At 70.1% G+C, this 15,769-nt stretch carries 14 protein-coding genes; 6 read left to right on the top strand and 8 right to left on the bottom strand.

The window, feature by feature from the left end:
• The 5 genes from G8346_RS01845 to G8346_RS01825 form a co-directional block, all read right to left on the bottom strand.
• The gene (locus G8346_RS01845) at positions 1 to 1,182 is read right to left on the bottom strand and encodes an efflux RND transporter periplasmic adaptor subunit (RefSeq protein ID WP_166047637.1); all 1,182 of its coding nucleotides are present in this window, start codon (positions 1,180 to 1,182) and stop codon (positions 1 to 3) included.
• 86 nt (positions 1,183 to 1,268) lie between these two features.
• Positions 1,269 to 2,999, bottom strand: a complete 1,731-nt coding sequence (locus tag G8346_RS01840; RefSeq protein ID WP_166047635.1) for a TIGR04190 family B12-binding domain/radical SAM domain protein — start codon at positions 2,997 to 2,999, stop codon at positions 1,269 to 1,271.
• A 7-nt stretch (positions 3,000 to 3,006) separates the two neighbouring features.
• Entirely contained in the window at positions 3,007 to 4,206 is a 1,200-nt protein-coding gene (locus tag G8346_RS01835) for an efflux RND transporter periplasmic adaptor subunit (RefSeq protein WP_166047633.1), read from the bottom strand.
• Between the two features lie 3 nt (positions 4,207 to 4,209).
• Complete coding sequence (locus G8346_RS01830; protein WP_166048013.1) at positions 4,210 to 6,576, bottom strand: ABC transporter permease; 2,367 nt, start codon at positions 6,574 to 6,576, stop codon at positions 4,210 to 4,212.
• Positions 6,576 to 7,286, bottom strand: a complete 711-nt coding sequence (locus G8346_RS01825; RefSeq protein WP_166047631.1) for an ABC transporter ATP-binding protein — start codon at positions 7,284 to 7,286, stop codon at positions 6,576 to 6,578. The genes G8346_RS01830 and G8346_RS01825 overlap by 1 nt, the downstream gene beginning before the upstream one ends.
• A 123-nt stretch (positions 7,287 to 7,409) precedes the next feature.
• On the opposite strand from G8346_RS01825, the gene G8346_RS01820 reads away from it, so the two are divergent.
• From G8346_RS01820 to G8346_RS01805, 4 genes are all read left to right on the top strand, one after another.
• Positions 7,410 to 7,652, top strand: coding sequence for a hypothetical protein (locus tag G8346_RS01820; RefSeq protein ID WP_166047629.1), 243 nt, complete (start codon positions 7,410 to 7,412; stop codon positions 7,650 to 7,652).
• Between the two features lie 94 nt (positions 7,653 to 7,746).
• Positions 7,747 to 9,138, top strand: a complete 1,392-nt coding sequence (locus G8346_RS01815) for an ATP-binding protein (protein WP_166047627.1) — start codon at positions 7,747 to 7,749, stop codon at positions 9,136 to 9,138.
• Positions 9,135 to 9,818: a response regulator gene (locus G8346_RS01810; protein WP_166047625.1), complete on the top strand. Its 684-nt coding sequence runs from the start codon at positions 9,135 to 9,137 to the stop codon at positions 9,816 to 9,818. Before G8346_RS01815 ends, G8346_RS01810 begins: the two co-directional genes overlap by 4 nt.
• Before the next feature lie 132 nt (positions 9,819 to 9,950).
• Positions 9,951 to 10,361 carry an EF-hand domain-containing protein gene (locus G8346_RS01805; RefSeq protein ID WP_166047623.1) on the top strand — a complete coding sequence of 137 codons (411 nt, stop codon included), beginning with the start codon at positions 9,951 to 9,953 and terminating at the stop codon, positions 10,359 to 10,361.
• On the opposite strand, the gene G8346_RS01800 is transcribed toward G8346_RS01805, so the two are convergent.
• The 3 genes from G8346_RS01800 to G8346_RS01790 are packed head-to-tail and all read right to left on the bottom strand — an operon-like array spanning position 10,328 to position 13,293.
• Positions 10,328 to 11,686, bottom strand: coding sequence for a sodium:alanine symporter family protein (locus G8346_RS01800; protein ID WP_206202548.1), 1,359 nt, complete (start codon positions 11,684 to 11,686; stop codon positions 10,328 to 10,330). The genes G8346_RS01805 and G8346_RS01800 overlap by 34 nt on opposite strands.
• A 27-nt stretch (positions 11,687 to 11,713) precedes the next feature.
• On the bottom strand, positions 11,714 to 12,409 hold the full coding sequence (locus G8346_RS01795) for a nitroreductase family protein (protein WP_166047619.1): 696 nt from the start codon (positions 12,407 to 12,409) through the stop codon (positions 11,714 to 11,716).
• Positions 12,406 to 13,293 carry an acyltransferase gene (locus tag G8346_RS01790; protein WP_166047617.1) on the bottom strand — a complete coding sequence of 296 codons (888 nt, stop codon included), beginning with the start codon at positions 13,291 to 13,293 and terminating at the stop codon, positions 12,406 to 12,408. Before G8346_RS01790 ends, G8346_RS01795 begins: the two co-directional genes overlap by 4 nt.
• Positions 13,294 to 13,358: 65 nt before the next feature.
• Here G8346_RS01790 and G8346_RS01785 point away from each other — a divergent pair, with 65 nt between their 5' ends.
• Both G8346_RS01785 and G8346_RS01780 read left to right on the top strand, forming a co-directional pair.
• Entirely contained in the window at positions 13,359 to 14,342 is a 984-nt protein-coding gene (locus tag G8346_RS01785) for a D-2-hydroxyacid dehydrogenase (protein ID WP_166047615.1), read from the top strand.
• A complete protein-coding gene (locus G8346_RS01780) occupies positions 14,339 to 15,742 on the top strand; it encodes a deoxyribodipyrimidine photo-lyase (RefSeq protein ID WP_166047613.1) in 1,404 nt (467 codons plus the stop codon). The genes G8346_RS01785 and G8346_RS01780 overlap by 4 nt, the downstream gene beginning before the upstream one ends.
• Positions 15,743 to 15,769 lie beyond the last annotated feature (27 nt).

Below are 15,769 nucleotides of genomic sequence, written 5' to 3'. Positions count from 1 at the left end.
CTACTCGCCGGCCGCGGCGTCGGTCGGCAGCGCCGGCACGGCTTGCACCGGGAAACCCGGCGCCAGGCGCTGGAAACCGTCCACAATCAAAGTCTCGCCACCGCTGAGCCCCTGCTCGATCAGCCAGTCCTCGCCCACCCAGTCGCCCGCCACCACCGGCCGGACTTCGGCCGCGCCCTGTGCATTGACGAGCCAGACGACATGACCCTCGGCCGACTTTTGCACCGCCCGCTGCGGCACCACGATGGCGTTCGGCCGTCGCGCGCCCTTCAGCCGCGCCGTGACGAACATCCCGGGACGCAGCTCCAGGTCCGGGTTGGGCACCACGGCGCGGACCGTGAAAGTGCCGGTGCGGCGGTCGTAGGAGGGATCGGCAAAATCGAGCACGCCCTCGTGCGCGAAGACCCGGCCGCCCGCCAGCACGACTTCGACCGTGTAGCGCTCATTCTCGGGCGACACATACAGGCCTGAACGCACGCGCGCCTCGCGGCGCGCGGCCTCGTTCTGGGAGACACTGAAGTTCACCCAGATCGGGTCGAGCTGCGCCACGTAAGCCAGGTTGGCCGAGGCGCCCTGGGCATTGAGGAACGTGCCCTCGCGCTGCTCGGCAGCGCCGGCCATCCCCGTGACGGGGGAACGAATGGTGGCGTAATCCAGGTTCAGCTCGGCCTGGCGCAGGCGCGCGCGGGCGGTGTAAACCGCAGCTTCCGCCGCCTGCTGCTCGCCCACGGCGCGATCGAGGTCGGCCTGGCTGAGGGCGTCCGCGGCAGCCAGCGGCCGCGTGCGCTCCAGGTTCGCCTCGGCAGTGGCAAGGCGCGCCAGCGACGCCTCGACTTCGCCCTGCGCCATGTCGAGCTGGGCCTTGAACGGCTTGCGGTCCATCTCGAACATCACGTCGCCGGCCTCGACCATGCCGCCTTCGCGGTAATTGATCGACTCGAGGAAGCCGGAAACGCGCGCCACGACCTCGACCTGGCGGGAGCTTTCGGTCTGCGCCACGCGCGACGTAACGACCGGGATGGTGCGTGTCTCGACCTGCTGCACCACCACGGGCACCGGCCCGCGGGCAGCGGGCGATGACTGGGGTTCACATGCGGTGAGTGCGATGGCGGCGAGAGCGAGCAACGACGGCCCCAGCACGGCGGATCGATACCCGGAGGAAGACACTGCGAGCAGATTCATGCGCGGTTCCATGCGTTGGACCGGGGCATCATGCACCAGCGCCCCGGGCAACTCAACGCAAGCTCACCCCAAAACGGGCGCAGCATTTACCCCGGGCGGCGCAGGCAATCGAGGGCCACGCGCCCGATCGCCGGCAGCCGGAAACTCAGCATGTGGCGCTGCCAGAACAGCTCCCGCTTGTCGCACACGGTGCTGTTGCTGAAGCGGGAGATCTCGCCGTGCAACTGGGCCTCGGCCGCCGGGTCCATGCGGCCGCCGTGGCTGTACTGAAGCCGTGCCCGCAGGCGGCGGGCCTCGGCGATGCTGTCCGCGACCACCCCGGCCTGCCGCGGCGTGATGCGCTTGAAGCGCAGCTTCATCTCGTTGAGCCGCTCGGCCGCATCGTAGGTCGCATCCACCAGCTGCGCGCGCGTCATCCACTCGGTCTCGTAGTTGAGGATCTGCTCCCAGCTCGGCTGCGTGAGCAGCTGCCGATGCTCCTCCACCGTGGACGCCAGTTTGCGATAGCCGAAGCGCTCCGGCGCCTCGAAGATCTGGCTGCCCGGATCGAGAAACGGGCCCATCGGCGAGATGAAGCACTGCAGCCTCGGATCGCCCCAGCTGAACAGGTACTCGCAGTAGTCCACCGTATCCATGACGGAGCGGTGGTCCTGCTGCGGCAGGCCGATCATGAAGAACACGTCGATGCGGTGGCAGTTGAGCTTGAGCGCCTCCCGCAGCATGTGCTCCATGGCCTCGTTCTCGTACCCCGCCTGGCCCTCCATGGCATGGCGCACCGCGCGGTCGTGGCTCTCCGGCGAGATCTCGAAACTCCAGTTCGGCAGCCGCGCATCGATGTATTGCAGGAAATCGACCGGCGGCACGTCGAAGAACTCGAAGCAGATCTCGTTCTCGACCCCGGCGGCAGCCATTTCGTCGATGCAGGCCGATGCGTACTTGCGCCCGCCCTGCAGCAGGTCGCCCGGCATCACGATCGGCCCGCGCGAGAAGCGGCCGATGGCCGCCACGTTCGACGCCAGGTTGGCCGGGCTGCGGAACACCGGCTTGCGGCGCCCCGTCATCATGGCGCAGGTCGAGTTCGAGCTGCCGCAGGTGATGCACTCGAAGGCGCAGCCCTTGAGCGGCAGCACCATGGTGGTGGGGTTGCTCAGCCAGCCGTTGAACGGGAGGACGCCGGTGATGTCGCGATACCGGATCGCCATCTCGATCAGCAGCTCGGGGTAGACGTCGATGTAGTCGAGCGTGCGCGGCACGAAGCTGAGCGGGTTGACCCTGACCTTGCCATCCTCGCGCCAGACCAGGTTGGGGATGGTGTCGAGCGACCCGCCCTCGCGCAGGGCCAGGAGCAGCTGGTGCAGCGGCGGCTCGGTGCTGTCGCCGCGCAGCACGAAATCGATGTCCGGGTACTCCTGCAGCAGCTCCTCGTGGAAGTATGTCGCGGACAGGCCGCCGAAAATCACCGGCACCTCGGGGTGCACCTCTTTGGCCAGGCGCGCGATCTCGATCGCGCCGTGGCAATGCGGCATCCAGTGCAGGTCGATCCCGATGGCCCCGGGTCGCTGCGCCGCCAGGAACTCGCGCACGTCGAAGCCCGGGTCCGTCAGCATGCGCAGTGCGAGGTTGACGATGCGCACCCGCATGCCCTGCTGCTTCAGGTAGCCGGCCATGGTCAGGAAGCCGATCGGGTAGATCTCGAACATCACTGACGACGGCACCATGTCGCTGACCGGGCCGTACAGGATCGACTTGTCGCGGAAGTCGTACACGCTCGGGGGGTGCAGCAGCAGCAGGTCTACCGGCTTCTGGGCCTTCGCCATGGCGCGGCTACTTCTCGTACGGCGCGACGCGCACGCCGTCTTCGACCTCTTCGGGCGGATGCACGACCACTTTCTGCCCGGACTCCAACCCGGACACGATCTCGGTGATGAGTCCGCTGCTGTGGCCGGGGGTCACGCTCACGCGTCGCGCCCGCCCGTCCTCGGCCACGAAAGCCTCCCAGGCGTCGCCGCGGCGGAACAGCGCGCTGGCCGGCGCCGTCAGGGCGTCGTCCTCGGCCCAGGTGATGAAGCGCGCTTCCACGCGGTAGCCGTCGCCGAGCCGCTGCCAGGCTGCAGGCGGGTCGAGCAGGTCGGCAATCACCAGCACCCGCTGCTCCTCGACGCCGAGGGCGCTGATCTTGGTGAAGCCGGCCGGCTCCACCACGCGCACCCGGCCTTCCAGCGACTCGCCGCCGCCCCAGCGCTCGAACCGGACCCGGCCACCCGGCTCGATGCGCACTGCGTCGCGCGACAGCACTTCGACTTCGACCTCGAGCGCGCGTGTGTCCCCCACCTCGACCAGCGGCTGCCCGGCAGCCACCACGCCCGCGCTCTCCTGCAGGCGCTTCAGGACGCGCCCGTCCACCGGCGCGCGCAACGCTATCGGCGCCGGCGCCTCCCCCTCGGCCATGGCGCCCGCGTAACTCAGCACCGCCTCGGCAGCCTCGACCTCGTGGCGCGCCACGTCCACTGCGGACGCCGCGGCAGCGGCGGCCGCCACCGCAGCGTCACGACGGCTTTCCGCCTGGTCGAACTCGGTGCGCGAGATGAGTTGTTGCGCCAGCAATTCCTGCCGCCGCGCGAACTCGTGCTCGGCGAGCTGCGCCTCGGCGGCGGCCTGCTTGCGGATCTCGCCGGCCTGCTCCAGCGCCGCGCGCATGGCCGCGAGCCGGGCCTCGGCCTCGGCGCGGGCACGGGGATCGAGCGTTGCGGCCGGCAAGGGGTCGAGCCAGGCCACCGGTTGACCGGCCTCCACCGCGTCGCCCGGCTCCAGCGTCACGCGGCGCAGGTACCCGGCCACCGGAGCGTAAAGCACGTAGCGATCCTTGACCCGCGTGCGACCCTCTTCCTCCACCGCGACTTCGAGCGGTCGCTGCGCCACCTCGGCGAATTCGACCAGCACCGGCCGCGGCCACCACGCCCAGGTCATGGCCGCGGCGATAAGCACGGCGATGACGGCGATGCCCTTGTAGCGTCCGGCCAGCATGCCTCACTCCCTCGTCTTCAGGACCTCGACCAGGTCCAGCCGGTCCAGCTTGCGCCAGGCCAGCGCAGATGAAATCAGGAAAGATACCAGCACCACCGCGGCAGCCAGCGCGTAGGTGCCGGGCGAAATGACCAGCTCGATGCGGTACAGGTCGGAGGAAAAGGCGAGCGCCAGGTAGGCCGACAGCGCCCAGCCGAAAGCGAACCCGACCGGGATCGCGGCGAGCGTGAGCAGGCCGATCTCGCCCAGCAGGATGTAGGCGACCTCCAGGCGCGTGAAGCCCAGCACGCGCAGCGAGGCGAGCTCGCGCCCGCGCTCCGACAAGGCGATGCGCATGGAGTTGTAGACCACGCCGAAAGCGATGAAGCCGCCCAGCAGCGCGGTGATGAAACTGAAGTAGAGGATGGTCTCTTCCATCATCTCGTCGAACTGGCGGATGGCGTTCTCGCGCACCACCGTGCCGGCGACGCGCGGCATCTCGCGCAGCCGGTGGTAGACCGCGGGCTCCAGCTCCGGGTCGACCGCGAGCCGGGCGCCGGTGATGGCCGGCCCCTCGCGCATGAGCCGGTTGAGGGTCTCGCGCTGCATGTAGGCGTTGACCCCGAGGTACTGCTGCGCCACCGCCACCACCGGGATCTCCAGCACCGGCCGGGACCCCTCCAGCACTTCGACCCGCAGCACGTCACCCGGCTCGATCTGCAGGATCTCCTGCGCCAGGTAGTCGGTCAGGACCACGCCCTCCGCCGGCACCTGCAGCGGTTGCAGCGATGCGTCCAGCACACGGTGCAGGCTGCTGCCGGGCTCGACGCCCTCGATGCTGCCGCGGTGACTGCGATGGCCGTGCACCTGTCGCGCGGCCACCACGCGGTGGCCCTCGACAAGGGTCACGCCGTCGAGCGACTGCAGCGAGTACAGCGCGCGGCGCGGCGTCGGGTCGGTGAACGTCACCGCGAGGTCCTCGCGACTGCCGAGGCCGAACTGCACACCCATCATCCAGCCGATGGCGTCGCGCTGGAAGTTGGTGATCATCAGGATGCCGCAGGCCGCGGCGATCCCTGCCACCGACAAGGCGGCCTTGAAGGGCTGGCGGCTGAGATGACGCACGATCATGCGCGAGGGTTCCGCGAGCCGCTGCTGCAGGCCGAGCCGCTCGAGGAAGGTGGCGTGGTACGCCGGCGGCGGCTCGGCACGCATGCCCTCGGCGGGCGGCAGGCGCGCGGCGCGCCGCACCGCCCAGGCGGTGCCTCCCAGCGCCGCGCCCACCGTCACCAGCACCGCCTGCAGCACGATCACCGGGTCGAGCCGGAAATCGAGGAAGGGGAAGCTGTAGAACTCCTGGTAGATGCTGCTCAGGCCGCGCGCGAAGCGCGCCCCGAGGATGACCCCGACGGTGAGCCCGAGCGAGGTGATCAACAACACCAGCTTGGCGTAGTGCAGGCCGACCTGGGTGCTGGAGTAGCCGAAGGCCTTGAGCGTCGCAATCTGCTCGCGCTCGGTGGCGACCAGGCGGCCCATCACCACGTTGAGCAGGAATGCGGCCACGCCGAGGAAGATCACCGGGAACAGCGTCGCCATGGTCTCGAGGCCGCGCAGCTCCTCGGTGATGAAGCGATGGCTGAACTGGTCCTCGCGGGCATAGGCGCCGAGCCCACCGTAGCGCGCCAGCACCAGGTCGACGCGATCGATGACGTCCTGCGCCACCGCCCCGCGCTGCAGCGAGAAGCTCACGTCGTTGAAGGCGCCGTCCATGTCGAAGGCCGTGGCCAGCGCCTTGCGGTTCATCCACAGGATGCCGTAGCGCTTGAAATCCGGGAACATCGCGCCGGGCGCGATGGCGTACATGTATTCCGGCGACAGCGCGATGCCGACGATGTCGACATGCTGGCGGCGGCCGCGGATCACCGCGGCGAGGCGGTCGCCCGGCTCGAGGCCGTGCGCATTGGCAAAGTCCTCGCTCACCGCCACCTCGGTCTCGGCCCCGGGCTGGGGCAGCCGTCCGCGCCGCACCAGGGGCTTGTTCAGCTTCGGCTCGCCGAACTCCGGCAGCGAAACGATCCGGCCAGTGATCGGGTCGCCGAAGCCACTGACCTCGAGATTGACCGGCGCCACCACGCGCGTCTCGACCTGGTTCACGCCCGGCAGCGGCGCCAGCTGCTCAGCCACCGACTCCGGTGCACGCACCAGGTTGGCGAACACCTCAGCAAAACGCTGGTCGACGTAATAGCGCTGCTGGGTCACCAGCAGGGACTCGTAGGTGACCAGCGACATGACGAAGGTGGCTACGCCGCCCAGCACCACCAGGGAGATGGCGAAGACCATGCCGCGCATGTGCCACAGGTCGCGAAACAGCTTGCGGTCGAGGGCGCGCATCACCAGTGCAGCTCGCTGGGCGGCTTGCGCACGGCGTTGGTCTCGCTGCCGGCGATCTGCCCGTCCGCCATGTGGATGACGCGGTCGGCCATCTGCGCAATCACCATGTTGTGGGTGATCACCACCGTGGTGGTGCCGAGCTCGCGGTTGGCGCGCTCCAGCGCCTCGAGCACCACGATGCCGGTGGCCGAGTCGAGTGCGCCGGTCGGCTCGTCACACAGCAGCACCGCGGGGTTCTTGGCGATAGCGCGGGCGATGGCGACACGCTGCTGCTCGCCGCCGGAGAGCTGGGCCGGGAAATGGTCCAGGCGCTTGCCCATGCCCACCAGTTCCAGCGCCGCCTCCGGCTGCATCGGCTCGCTGGCGATCTCGGTCACCGCGGCCACGTTCTCGCGCGCGGTGAGGCTCGGGATGAGGTTGTAGAATTGGAACACGAAGCCGACATGATCGCGACGAAACTCGGTCAGTTCGCGTTCGTTCGCCGCAGTTAGATCATGACCGCTGTACCACACCTCGCCTGCGGTGGCGCTGTCGAGCCCGCCGAGGATGTTCAGCAGCGTCGACTTGCCGCTGCCCGAAGGCCCCAGCAGCACCACGAACTCGCCGCGATAAAGATCCAGGTCCACCTCGCGCAGGGCCACCACCTCGACCTCCCCCATGGGGTAGACCTTGCGCAGCTTGCGGGCGCGAAACACCACCTCTTTTTCCATGCCCGCAGCATAGCCCCGGCCCACATGTTTGCCGATGCGGGTTTGGCGCAGGCAGCGAAATCGCCGTGCTTGCAGCACTTGTCGCGATTGCGCCGGTCACGCCGGCTCGGCTAACGTCGCGCCATGGCGTCGCTGCGTGAACAGGTGGAACAACTGCTGCCGAACTGGGAGTCCTGGTATCCCAGCCTGTTCGATGCCGCGCGCGACCTCGGCCTGATCCGCGCGCGCGTCTGCGACCCGGGCTCGCTGCTGCTGTCGAACCGCCACGCCGGCGTGAACAGCGAAGCGGCGCGCGCGCATCGCGAGCAGTGGAGCGTCGAGGACGACACGCCGCCCGCGCCGGGCAAGGCCCGCAAGCGCCGCTGAGCGGTCGTGCAGGCAGCGCCTGCGCCGGTCCTCCACATTTTGGGCTTATCCTCGGGGCAGGTACCCGACCTCGGAACATCCCGCCCGGCCCAGCATGCGCCTGACCATCACCACCAAGCTGTTCCTCGGCGTGCTGGCCACCAGCGTGCTGGTCGCCGTGGTCATGGCGGCCGCGGGCCAGTGGGGCTTCCAGCGCGACTTCCGCCGTTACATCGAGGCGGCCGAGGCACGCCGGGCGGAGGCGCTGGTCGAGACGCTGGCCGGGATTTATGCCCAGCGCGGGGACTGGTCGGCGCTGGCGGGTGAGGAGCGACGGTGGCGCGCGATCCTGCGCGGGCAGCCGCGCCCCGCCGGCAACGAGGCACCTGAAGCGCTGCACCGCCACCGCCACGGCTTGCCGCGCGCGGCGCTCTACGACGCGAATGACCGGCTGATCGCGGGTCGTGCGGTGCCAGGCGACGGCGAGATCATCCGGCATGCCGTGGTGGTGAACGGGCAAACCGTCGGCTGGGTGGCGCGAACGCCTGCGCGACGACCGACCGAGGCGACCGACCTGCGCTTCCAGCGCGCGCAGCTGCGCAACCTCGGCGTGGCCAGCCTGGCGGCGGTGCTGCTGGCGGCGCTGGCGGCGGCGCTGTTGTCACGCGCCTTCCTGGCCCCGGCGCGGGCCATCGGCGCCGCCTCGCACCGGCTCGCTGCCGGTGACTTCGACACTCGCGTCGAAGTGAACGCCGCGGACGAATTCGGCCGCCTGGCCGACGACTTCAACCTGCTGGCGCGCACCCTGCAGCGCAACGAGGCGATGCGCCGGCGCATGATGGCCGACGTGGCCCACGAGCTGCGCACGCCGCTGGCCGTGATTCGTGCCGAGCTGGATGCCGTCGAGGACGGCATCCGCGCGCTCGGCCCCGACACGCTGGCTTCCCTGCAGGCCGAGACCCGCGCCCTCGGCAAGCTGGTGGACGACCTGTACCAGCTGTCGCTGTCCGACGTCGGCGCGCTGGACTATCGCCGCCGCGACGTCGACCTGCGCACGCAGGTGGCGGAGGCCCTGCAGCCGCTGCGGGAACGCTGCACCGCCGCCGGGCTGGGGCTTGCCAGCACCGGCGTCGAGGGCGCCCCGCTGCGGGTGCACGCAGACCCGGACCGCCTGGTGCAGCTGGTCGGCAACCTGGTGGAGAATGCGCTGCGCTACACCGACGCCCCCGGCCGCATCGAGGTGGCTTGCCGATGCGATGACGGGCAAGCAGTCATCGAGGTCAGCGACACGGCGCCCGGGGTGCCGGAAGCGCTCCTGCCGCAGCTGTTCGAACGATTCTTCCGCGCCGAGGGCTCGCGCAACCGCGCCTCCGGCGGGGCCGGGCTGGGGCTGGCCATCTGTCGCAACATCGTGGAAGCGCACGGCGGGACCATCAGTGCGGCGTCCTCCAGTCTCGGCGGGCTCAGCATCGTGGTGCGACTGCCGTTGCTGCGGGGCGCGGCGTGAGCTCGGCGCAGGACATCCTAATCGTCGAGGACGAGCCCAAGCTGGCCGCGCTCCTCGCCGAGTACCTGCAGGCAGCCGGCTTCACCGCGCGCGTCCTGGGCGACGGTAATGCCGTGGTGCCCGAGGTGCGGTCCCGTCCTCCGGCGTTGCTGCTGCTCGACCTGATGCTGCCGGGGCGCGACGGGCTCGCGATTTGTCGTGAGCTGCGCGGCTTCACGCAGTTGCCGATCATCATGGTGACCGCCCGGGTGGAAGAGATCGATCGCCTGCTGGGCCTCGAGCTCGGCGCCGACGACTACATCTGCAAGCCCTTCAGCCCGCGCGAGGTGGTGGCGCGGGTGAAAGCGGTGCTGCGCCGCCAGGGCGGCGGCGGAGCGGTGCAAGGCGGCCCGGTGGCCGGACTGAACATCGAGCCGCAGGCATGGCGGGCCGAGCTGGACGGCCACAAGCTGGACCTGACTCCGGTGGAATTCCGCCTGCTGGAGACACTGGCCGCGCACCCCGGGCGGGTGTTCTCGCGCGCGGCCCTGCTGGAACGGATCTACGCCGACCACCGCGTGGTGTCCGACCGCACCGTCGACAGCCACGTGAAGAACCTGCGCCGCAAGCTGGGCGAGGCGGCGCCGGAGCGCGAGCTGCTGCACTCCGTCTACGGCGTGGGTTACCGGCTCGAGGAATGAGCGGGCGCATCTCCACGGTTTCTCCGCGCTTCAGCCACGCTTGCTGCACGCCGGGGCCGGATCATGTCATCGACAGTGGGGACAGTCCCCACCGGGACAGCGCCGACACAGCCCGAACACAGGAGCAACACCATGAAGACCACGATTCTCACCGCAGCCGCCCTCGCGCTGGCAGCCACCTTGTCCTTCAGCGCCCTCGCCCAGGAACCGGGCGATGCAGCCAAGCCCGGCCCGCGCGGCGACGGCCCGCGCGGCATGATGCAGCGCATTGATGCCGACGGCGACGGCAAGATCACCCTGGAAGAGTTCAAGGCCCCGCAGGAAGGGCGCTTCGCGATGCTCGACGTCAACGGCGACGGCGTGATCGACAAGGAGGAGTTCGGCGCCCGCCGCATGGCGCGCTTCGCCGAGCGTGACGCAGACGGCAACGGCGTGCTCGAAGGCGACGAGCTGGCGGCACGCGGTCCCGGCCGGGGCGAGGGCCGGGGCGAGGGCCGCGGCTACCACCATCACCGCATGGGCGATTGCCCGCGCGCGAAGTAACTGCGCGTCTCGACGGCGACCACGCCCGACAGGAGCAACAGCCCCACCAGGTTGGGCAGCGCCATGAGGCCGTTCATCACGTCCGACAGCAGCCAGACGAAGTCGAGCGTGTAGACGGAGCCGGCGAAGGCCGCAAGCACGAACAGGATGCGGTAGGGCAGGATCGCGCGGACACCGAGGATGTACTCGATGCCGCGCGAGCCGTAATGGCTCCAGCCGACGATGGTGGAGAAGGCGAACAGCGCCAGGCAGATGGCGACCACGGCCGGGCCCACCGGGCCCGGCATCGCCGAGCCGAAGGCCAGCTGCGTCAGCGCCGCGCCGTTGGCGCCCGAGGTCCAGGCGCCGCTGGCGATGATGGCGATGCCGGTGAAGGTGCACACCACCAGCGTGTCGATGAAGGTCTGGGTCATGGACACCAGCGCCTGGCGCACCGGCTCGCGAGTCTGCGCCGAGGCCGCGGCGATGCCGGCCGAGCCCAGGCCGGACTCGTTGGAAAAGATGCCGCGCGCCACGCCGTAGCGCATGGCCTGGGCGATGGTGGCACCGAGGAAGCCGCCGGCGGCGGAACTGCCGGTGAAGGCGTCGGTGAACACCAGGGCGAAGGCGGCGGGAATAGCGCTGAAGTTGAACGCCAGCACGATGGTGCAGGCGCCCATGTAGATGACGATCATCGCCGGCACGAACAGGCTGGTGAAGCCGCCGATGGCGCGGATGCCGCCGAGCGTGACCGCCGCCACCCCGAGGGCGATCACCGCGCCGCTGACCCAGGCAGGAATACCGAAGGCGCCGCCGATGGCGTCCGCCACCGAGTTCGACTGCACCATGTTGCCGATGCCGAAAGCGGCGCAGGCGGTGAACAGGGCGAACAGCCAGCCGAGGGTGCGGCCCAGCGGCTTCCAGCGAATGCCCTCGGACAGGTAGTACATCGGCCCGCCCGCCTGCTCGCCACGCTCATTGGTGACGCGGTATTTCACCGACAGCAGCGCCTCGGAATACTTGGTGGCCATGCCGACGAGGCCAGTGACCCACATCCAGAACAGCGCGCCCGGACCGCCCAGCGCAATCGCCGTCGCCACCCCGACGATATTGCCGGTGCCGACAGTGGCGGCCATGGCGGTCATCAACGCGGCGAAGTGGGAAATGTCGCCGCGCGCCCCGCTCTCGGTGCGGACGATCAGTGCCTGGTGCAGGGCCGGGCCCAGCTGGCGGAACTGCAGGCCGCGCAGCAGCACCGTGAGATACAGGCCGGTCAGCAGCAACAGCGGGATGAGACAGTAAGGGCCCCAGACGAAGGCCGAGACCTTGTCGAGCCAGGCGGTCATTGCGTCCACTTCGGCGTTACTCCCCGCTTATTGTTCTGATTCGTTCCCGTCCGGCGCAAGGAACGTCGCGATGTCCTCCAGCGCCTTGCGGCGGATGTGCGGCACCCGCGCACCCGCGGCCGGGTATCCCGCCACCAGCAGCAGAAAAGGCCGCTCCTCGGGCGGACGACCCATGATGCGGTTGAGGAATTTCATCGGGCTCGGCGTGTGCGTCAGCGTCGCCAGTCCCGCCTCGTGCAGGGCGGCGATGAGCAGGCCGGTGGCGATGCCGACCGATTCCTTCGGGTAATAGTGCTTCACCTTGGCGCCGTCGGCGTCGTAGCCCCAGCGCTGCTCGAAGATGCCGATCAGCCACGGCGCCGTCTCCAGGAACGGCTTCTCCGGACCGGTGCCGAGCGGCGCGAGCGCCGCCAGCCAGTCCTCCGGAGCCCGATGCTGGTAGAACTCGCGTTCCTCCGCCTCGGCCGCGAGGCGAATCTCGCGCTTCACGACCGGGTCTCCCACGGCCACGAAATGCCACGGCTGCAGGTTGGCCCCGGACGGCGCGCTGCCGGCCGTGCGCAGGCAATCCTCGATCACCGCCCGCGGCACCGCGCGGTCGGAATAGTCGCGCACGGTGCGGCGCCGGGACATGCGCTCGCAGAAAGCTCGGGCCCGTGCGCGCATCTCCTCGGGCGAGACTTCCGGGTAGCCCTCGAGCGGCCGCGAGGGCGCGGCGCTCATGCGCTGGCCGCCCGCGCCTGCAAGCGCTCGATCTCCGCGTCTTTCGCCGTCCACATCTCGCCCAGCCAGGCCTGCAGGCGCGCGCGGAACGCCTCGTCTTCCTGGTAGTCGCCCTGCGTCGTCCAGGCGGGAATCTCGCGCACCTGGACCCGCACGATGATCTTGCGCAGGCGCCCGCAGCAGAGGTCCCAGAAGCTCGGCGCGCCGTCCGGATAGACGATGGTCACGTCCAGCAGCCGGTGCAGGATGTCGCCCATGGCGCCGAGCACGAAGGCGATCCCGCCGGCGCGCGGCTTCAGCAGGTGGCGGTAGGGCGAATCCTGCGCGGCGTGCTTCTCGAGCGTGAAGCGGGTGCCCTCGACGAAATTCATCACCGAGGTCGGCTTGTGGCGGAAATGCTCGCAGGCCCGGCGCGTCGCCTCCAGGTCCTGGCCGCGCGCCTCGGGATGGCGCTCCAGGTGCTCGCGCGAGTGTCGCTTCATGAAGGGAAAATCGAGCGCCCACCAGGCCCAGCCGAGCAGCGGGACCCGGATGAGCTGCTGCTTGAGGAAGAACTTCAGGAACGGAATGCGCCGGTTGAACACGCCCTGCAGCGCCAGGATATCCACCCAGCTCTGGTGATTGCAGACCACCAGGTACCAGTCGCGCGCCGGCAGCGCCTCCACGCCCTCGACGTCCCAATGGATGTCCTGGGTGAGACGAAAGATGAGGTTGTTGCCGGCGATCCAGTTCTGCGCGATACGCACCAGCGCCTGGGCGCAGGCGACGCGCAGGCGCGGGACCGGCAGCAGGCGGAGCAGGGCCACCAGGTAGAGCGGAATGATCCAGAAGAGGAGATTGAGCCCCATCAGGACCAGCGTCAGGATGCCGCGCAGCGTCGCCATGACCGCGCATTGTAGCGCCAACCAGGCTGGTCGCGGCGCCGGGGGCGCGTGTAGGCTTGCGCGTCATGAGCACACGCATCAAGACCGTTTTCCCCGATTTCGCCACGGTCAGCCGTGGCGATCTCGATCTCGGCGCCCTGCAACGCCCGGAGCTGGATCTCGAGCTGCACGGCCTGACCCGGCCGGACGAGCTGCCGGCGCGCCTCGCCGCGGCCGAGATCCTCATCACCAACAAGCTGCGCATCGGCGCCGCGGAGCTGGCCGCTGCGCCGCGGCTGCAGCTGGTCTGCCTCGCCGCCACCGGCGTCAACAACGTCGACCTCGACACGGCCCGGGCACGCGGCATCGGGGTGTGCAACATCACCGCCTATTGCACCGCCTCGGTGGTGCAGCACACCTACGCCCTCATCCTCGCCCTCACTCATCACCTTTCCGGCTACCAGCGCCTGCTGCAGCAGGGCGCGTGGCGCGACAGCCCCCAGTTCTGCCTGCTGGATTACCCGATCAGGGAACTTGCCGGCCGCAAGCTCGGCATCGTCGGCTACGGCGAGCTCGGCCGGGGCGTGGCGCGCGCGGCAGCCGCCTTCGGCCTCGAGGTGCTGGTAAGCGAGCGCCCGGGCGGCACGGCGGACGGACCCCGGCCGGCAGAGGTCGGGCGCCTGCCCTTCGCGACGGTGCTGGAACAGGCCGACATCCTCTCCCTGCACTGCCCCCTGACCGAGGCCACGCGCGGGCTGATCGACGCGCCAGCGTTGGCACGGATGAAGCCGGACGCGCTGCTCATCAACACCGCACGCGGCGCCCTGGTCGACTCGGCCGCGCTCGCGGAGGCGCTGCGCGCCGGCCGCATCGGGGGCGCCGGCATCGACGTGTTGCCGCAGGAACCGCCGGTGGACGGCGACCCGCTGCTCGACCCCGAGATCCCGAACCTCATCATCACGCCGCACGTGGCCTGGGCCGCGCGTGAATCCCGCCAGCGGGCGCTGGACGAAATCGCCGCCAACATCCAGTCATTCCTGGAAGGCGGCCGGCGCGGCCGGGTGATTTGAAACTCGCGATCCACTGGTTCCGGCGCGACCTGCGCCTGGCCGATAATCCGGCCCTGCTGGCGGCCCTCGACGCGGCGGAGGCGGTGCTGCCCGTCTACACCTGGTCCCCGCAGGACGAGGGCGAATGGGCGCCGGGCGGCGCCGGGCGCTGGTGGCTGCATCACAGCCTCGCCGCGCTGGACGCGTCGCTGCGCGCCCGCGGCAGCCGCCTCATTCTGCTGCGCGGGCCGGCAGAGGACGCGCTCACCACGCTGGTGCAGGAAACGCGCGCCACGGGCGTGTTCTGGAACCGGCTGTACGAACCCGCACTGGTGGAGCGCGACAGCCGCATCAAGCAGCGCCTGCGCGCGCTGGGCGTGGAGGCGCACAGCTGCAAGGCCGCCCTGCTGTACGAGCCGTGGGAGCTCGAGACCGGCAAGGGCGATCCCTACCGCGTGTTCACGCCATTCTGGAAGGCGGCGCGGAGCCTGCCGGAGCCGGCCAGGCCCGTCGCGGCGCCGGAGCGCATCCCGGCGCCGCCGGACCTGCCCGCAGGCGCCCGGCTGGACGCGCTGGAACTCATGCCACGCATCCGCTGGCATGAAGGCCTCGAGGGGATGTGGACGCCCGGCGAGGACGGCGCCCTGGCACGCCTGGAGCGCTGGTGCGAGCAGGACCTCGGGGACTACGCCGCGCAGCGTGACCGGCCGGATTGCGACGGCACCTCCGCCCTCTCCCCGCACCTGCACTTCGGCGAGGTGTCCCCGCGCCAGGCCTGGACCGCCGCCGCGGCACGACGCAGCGAGCTGTCGGAAAAAGGCATCGACACCTGGCTGCGTGAGCTCGGCTGGCGCGAGTTCGCGCACCACGTGCTGTACCACTTCCCGCACACGCCCACCGAGCCGATGTATCCGAAATACGCGAGGTTCCCCTGGCGCGAGGACCACGACGCGGCACTGGACGCATGGCAGCGCGGCCGTACCGGGATCCCCATCGTCGACGCCGGGATGCGCCAGCTCTGGGCTACCGGCTGGATGCACAACCGCGTGCGCATGATCGCCGCTTCGCTGCTGGTGAAGAACATCCGCGCGCCCTGGCAGAAAGGCGCACGCTGGTTCTGGGACACCCTGGTCGACGCCGACCTGGCGAACAACACCATGGGCTGGCAGTGGACCGCGGGCTCGGGCGCCGACGCGGCGCCGTACTTCCGCATCTTCAACCCCGTCGCCCAGGGCGAAAAGTTCGATCCCGAGGGGCGTTACGTGAAGCGGTGGGTGCCGGAGTTGCGCGACCTGCCGGCCGAGACGGTGCACCGGCCCTGGGAAGCGCCGCCGCAGGATTACCCGGCGCCGATCGTCGATCTCAAGCAAAGCCGCGCAGAAGCGCTGGCGGCCCTGCAGGCACTGAAGGACAGCAGCTGAAACAGCGCTGGTCCCTGGGCCTGCGCC

The organism is Thioalkalivibrio sp. XN279 (assembly GCF_011089885.1).
Lineage (GTDB): Bacteria > Pseudomonadota > Gammaproteobacteria > Steroidobacterales > XN24 > XN24.
The sequence above is the reverse complement of the archived record's forward strand: the minus strand, read 5'-3'. Positions and strand labels throughout refer to the sequence as shown.

Bases quoted from the DNA above. Each gene is read 5' to 3' on its own strand.
- G8346_RS01845 (WP_166047637.1), bottom strand. From the start codon at position 1,182: ATGAATCTGCTCGCAGTGTCTTCCTCCGGGTATCGATCCGCCGTGCTG.
- G8346_RS01840 (WP_166047635.1), bottom strand. From the start codon at position 2,999: ATGGCGAAGGCCCAGAAGCCGGTAGACCTGCTGCTGCTGCACCCCCCG.
- G8346_RS01835 (WP_166047633.1), bottom strand. From the start codon at position 4,206: ATGCTGGCCGGACGCTACAAGGGCATCGCCGTCATCGCCGTGCTTATC.
- G8346_RS01830 (WP_166048013.1), bottom strand. From the start codon at position 6,576: ATGCGCGCCCTCGACCGCAAGCTGTTTCGCGACCTGTGGCACATGCGC.
- G8346_RS01825 (WP_166047631.1), bottom strand. From the start codon at position 7,286: ATGGAAAAAGAGGTGGTGTTTCGCGCCCGCAAGCTGCGCAAGGTCTAC.
- G8346_RS01820 (WP_166047629.1), top strand. From the start codon at position 7,410: ATGGCGTCGCTGCGTGAACAGGTGGAACAACTGCTGCCGAACTGGGAG.
- G8346_RS01815 (WP_166047627.1), top strand. From the start codon at position 7,747: ATGCGCCTGACCATCACCACCAAGCTGTTCCTCGGCGTGCTGGCCACC.
- G8346_RS01805 (WP_166047623.1), top strand. From the start codon at position 9,951: ATGAAGACCACGATTCTCACCGCAGCCGCCCTCGCGCTGGCAGCCACC.
- G8346_RS01800 (WP_206202548.1), bottom strand. From the start codon at position 11,686: ATGACCGCCTGGCTCGACAAGGTCTCGGCCTTCGTCTGGGGCCCTTAC.
- G8346_RS01795 (WP_166047619.1), bottom strand. From the start codon at position 12,409: ATGAGCGCCGCGCCCTCGCGGCCGCTCGAGGGCTACCCGGAAGTCTCG.
- G8346_RS01790 (WP_166047617.1), bottom strand. From the start codon at position 13,293: ATGGCGACGCTGCGCGGCATCCTGACGCTGGTCCTGATGGGGCTCAAT.
- G8346_RS01785 (WP_166047615.1), top strand. From the start codon at position 13,359: ATGAGCACACGCATCAAGACCGTTTTCCCCGATTTCGCCACGGTCAGC.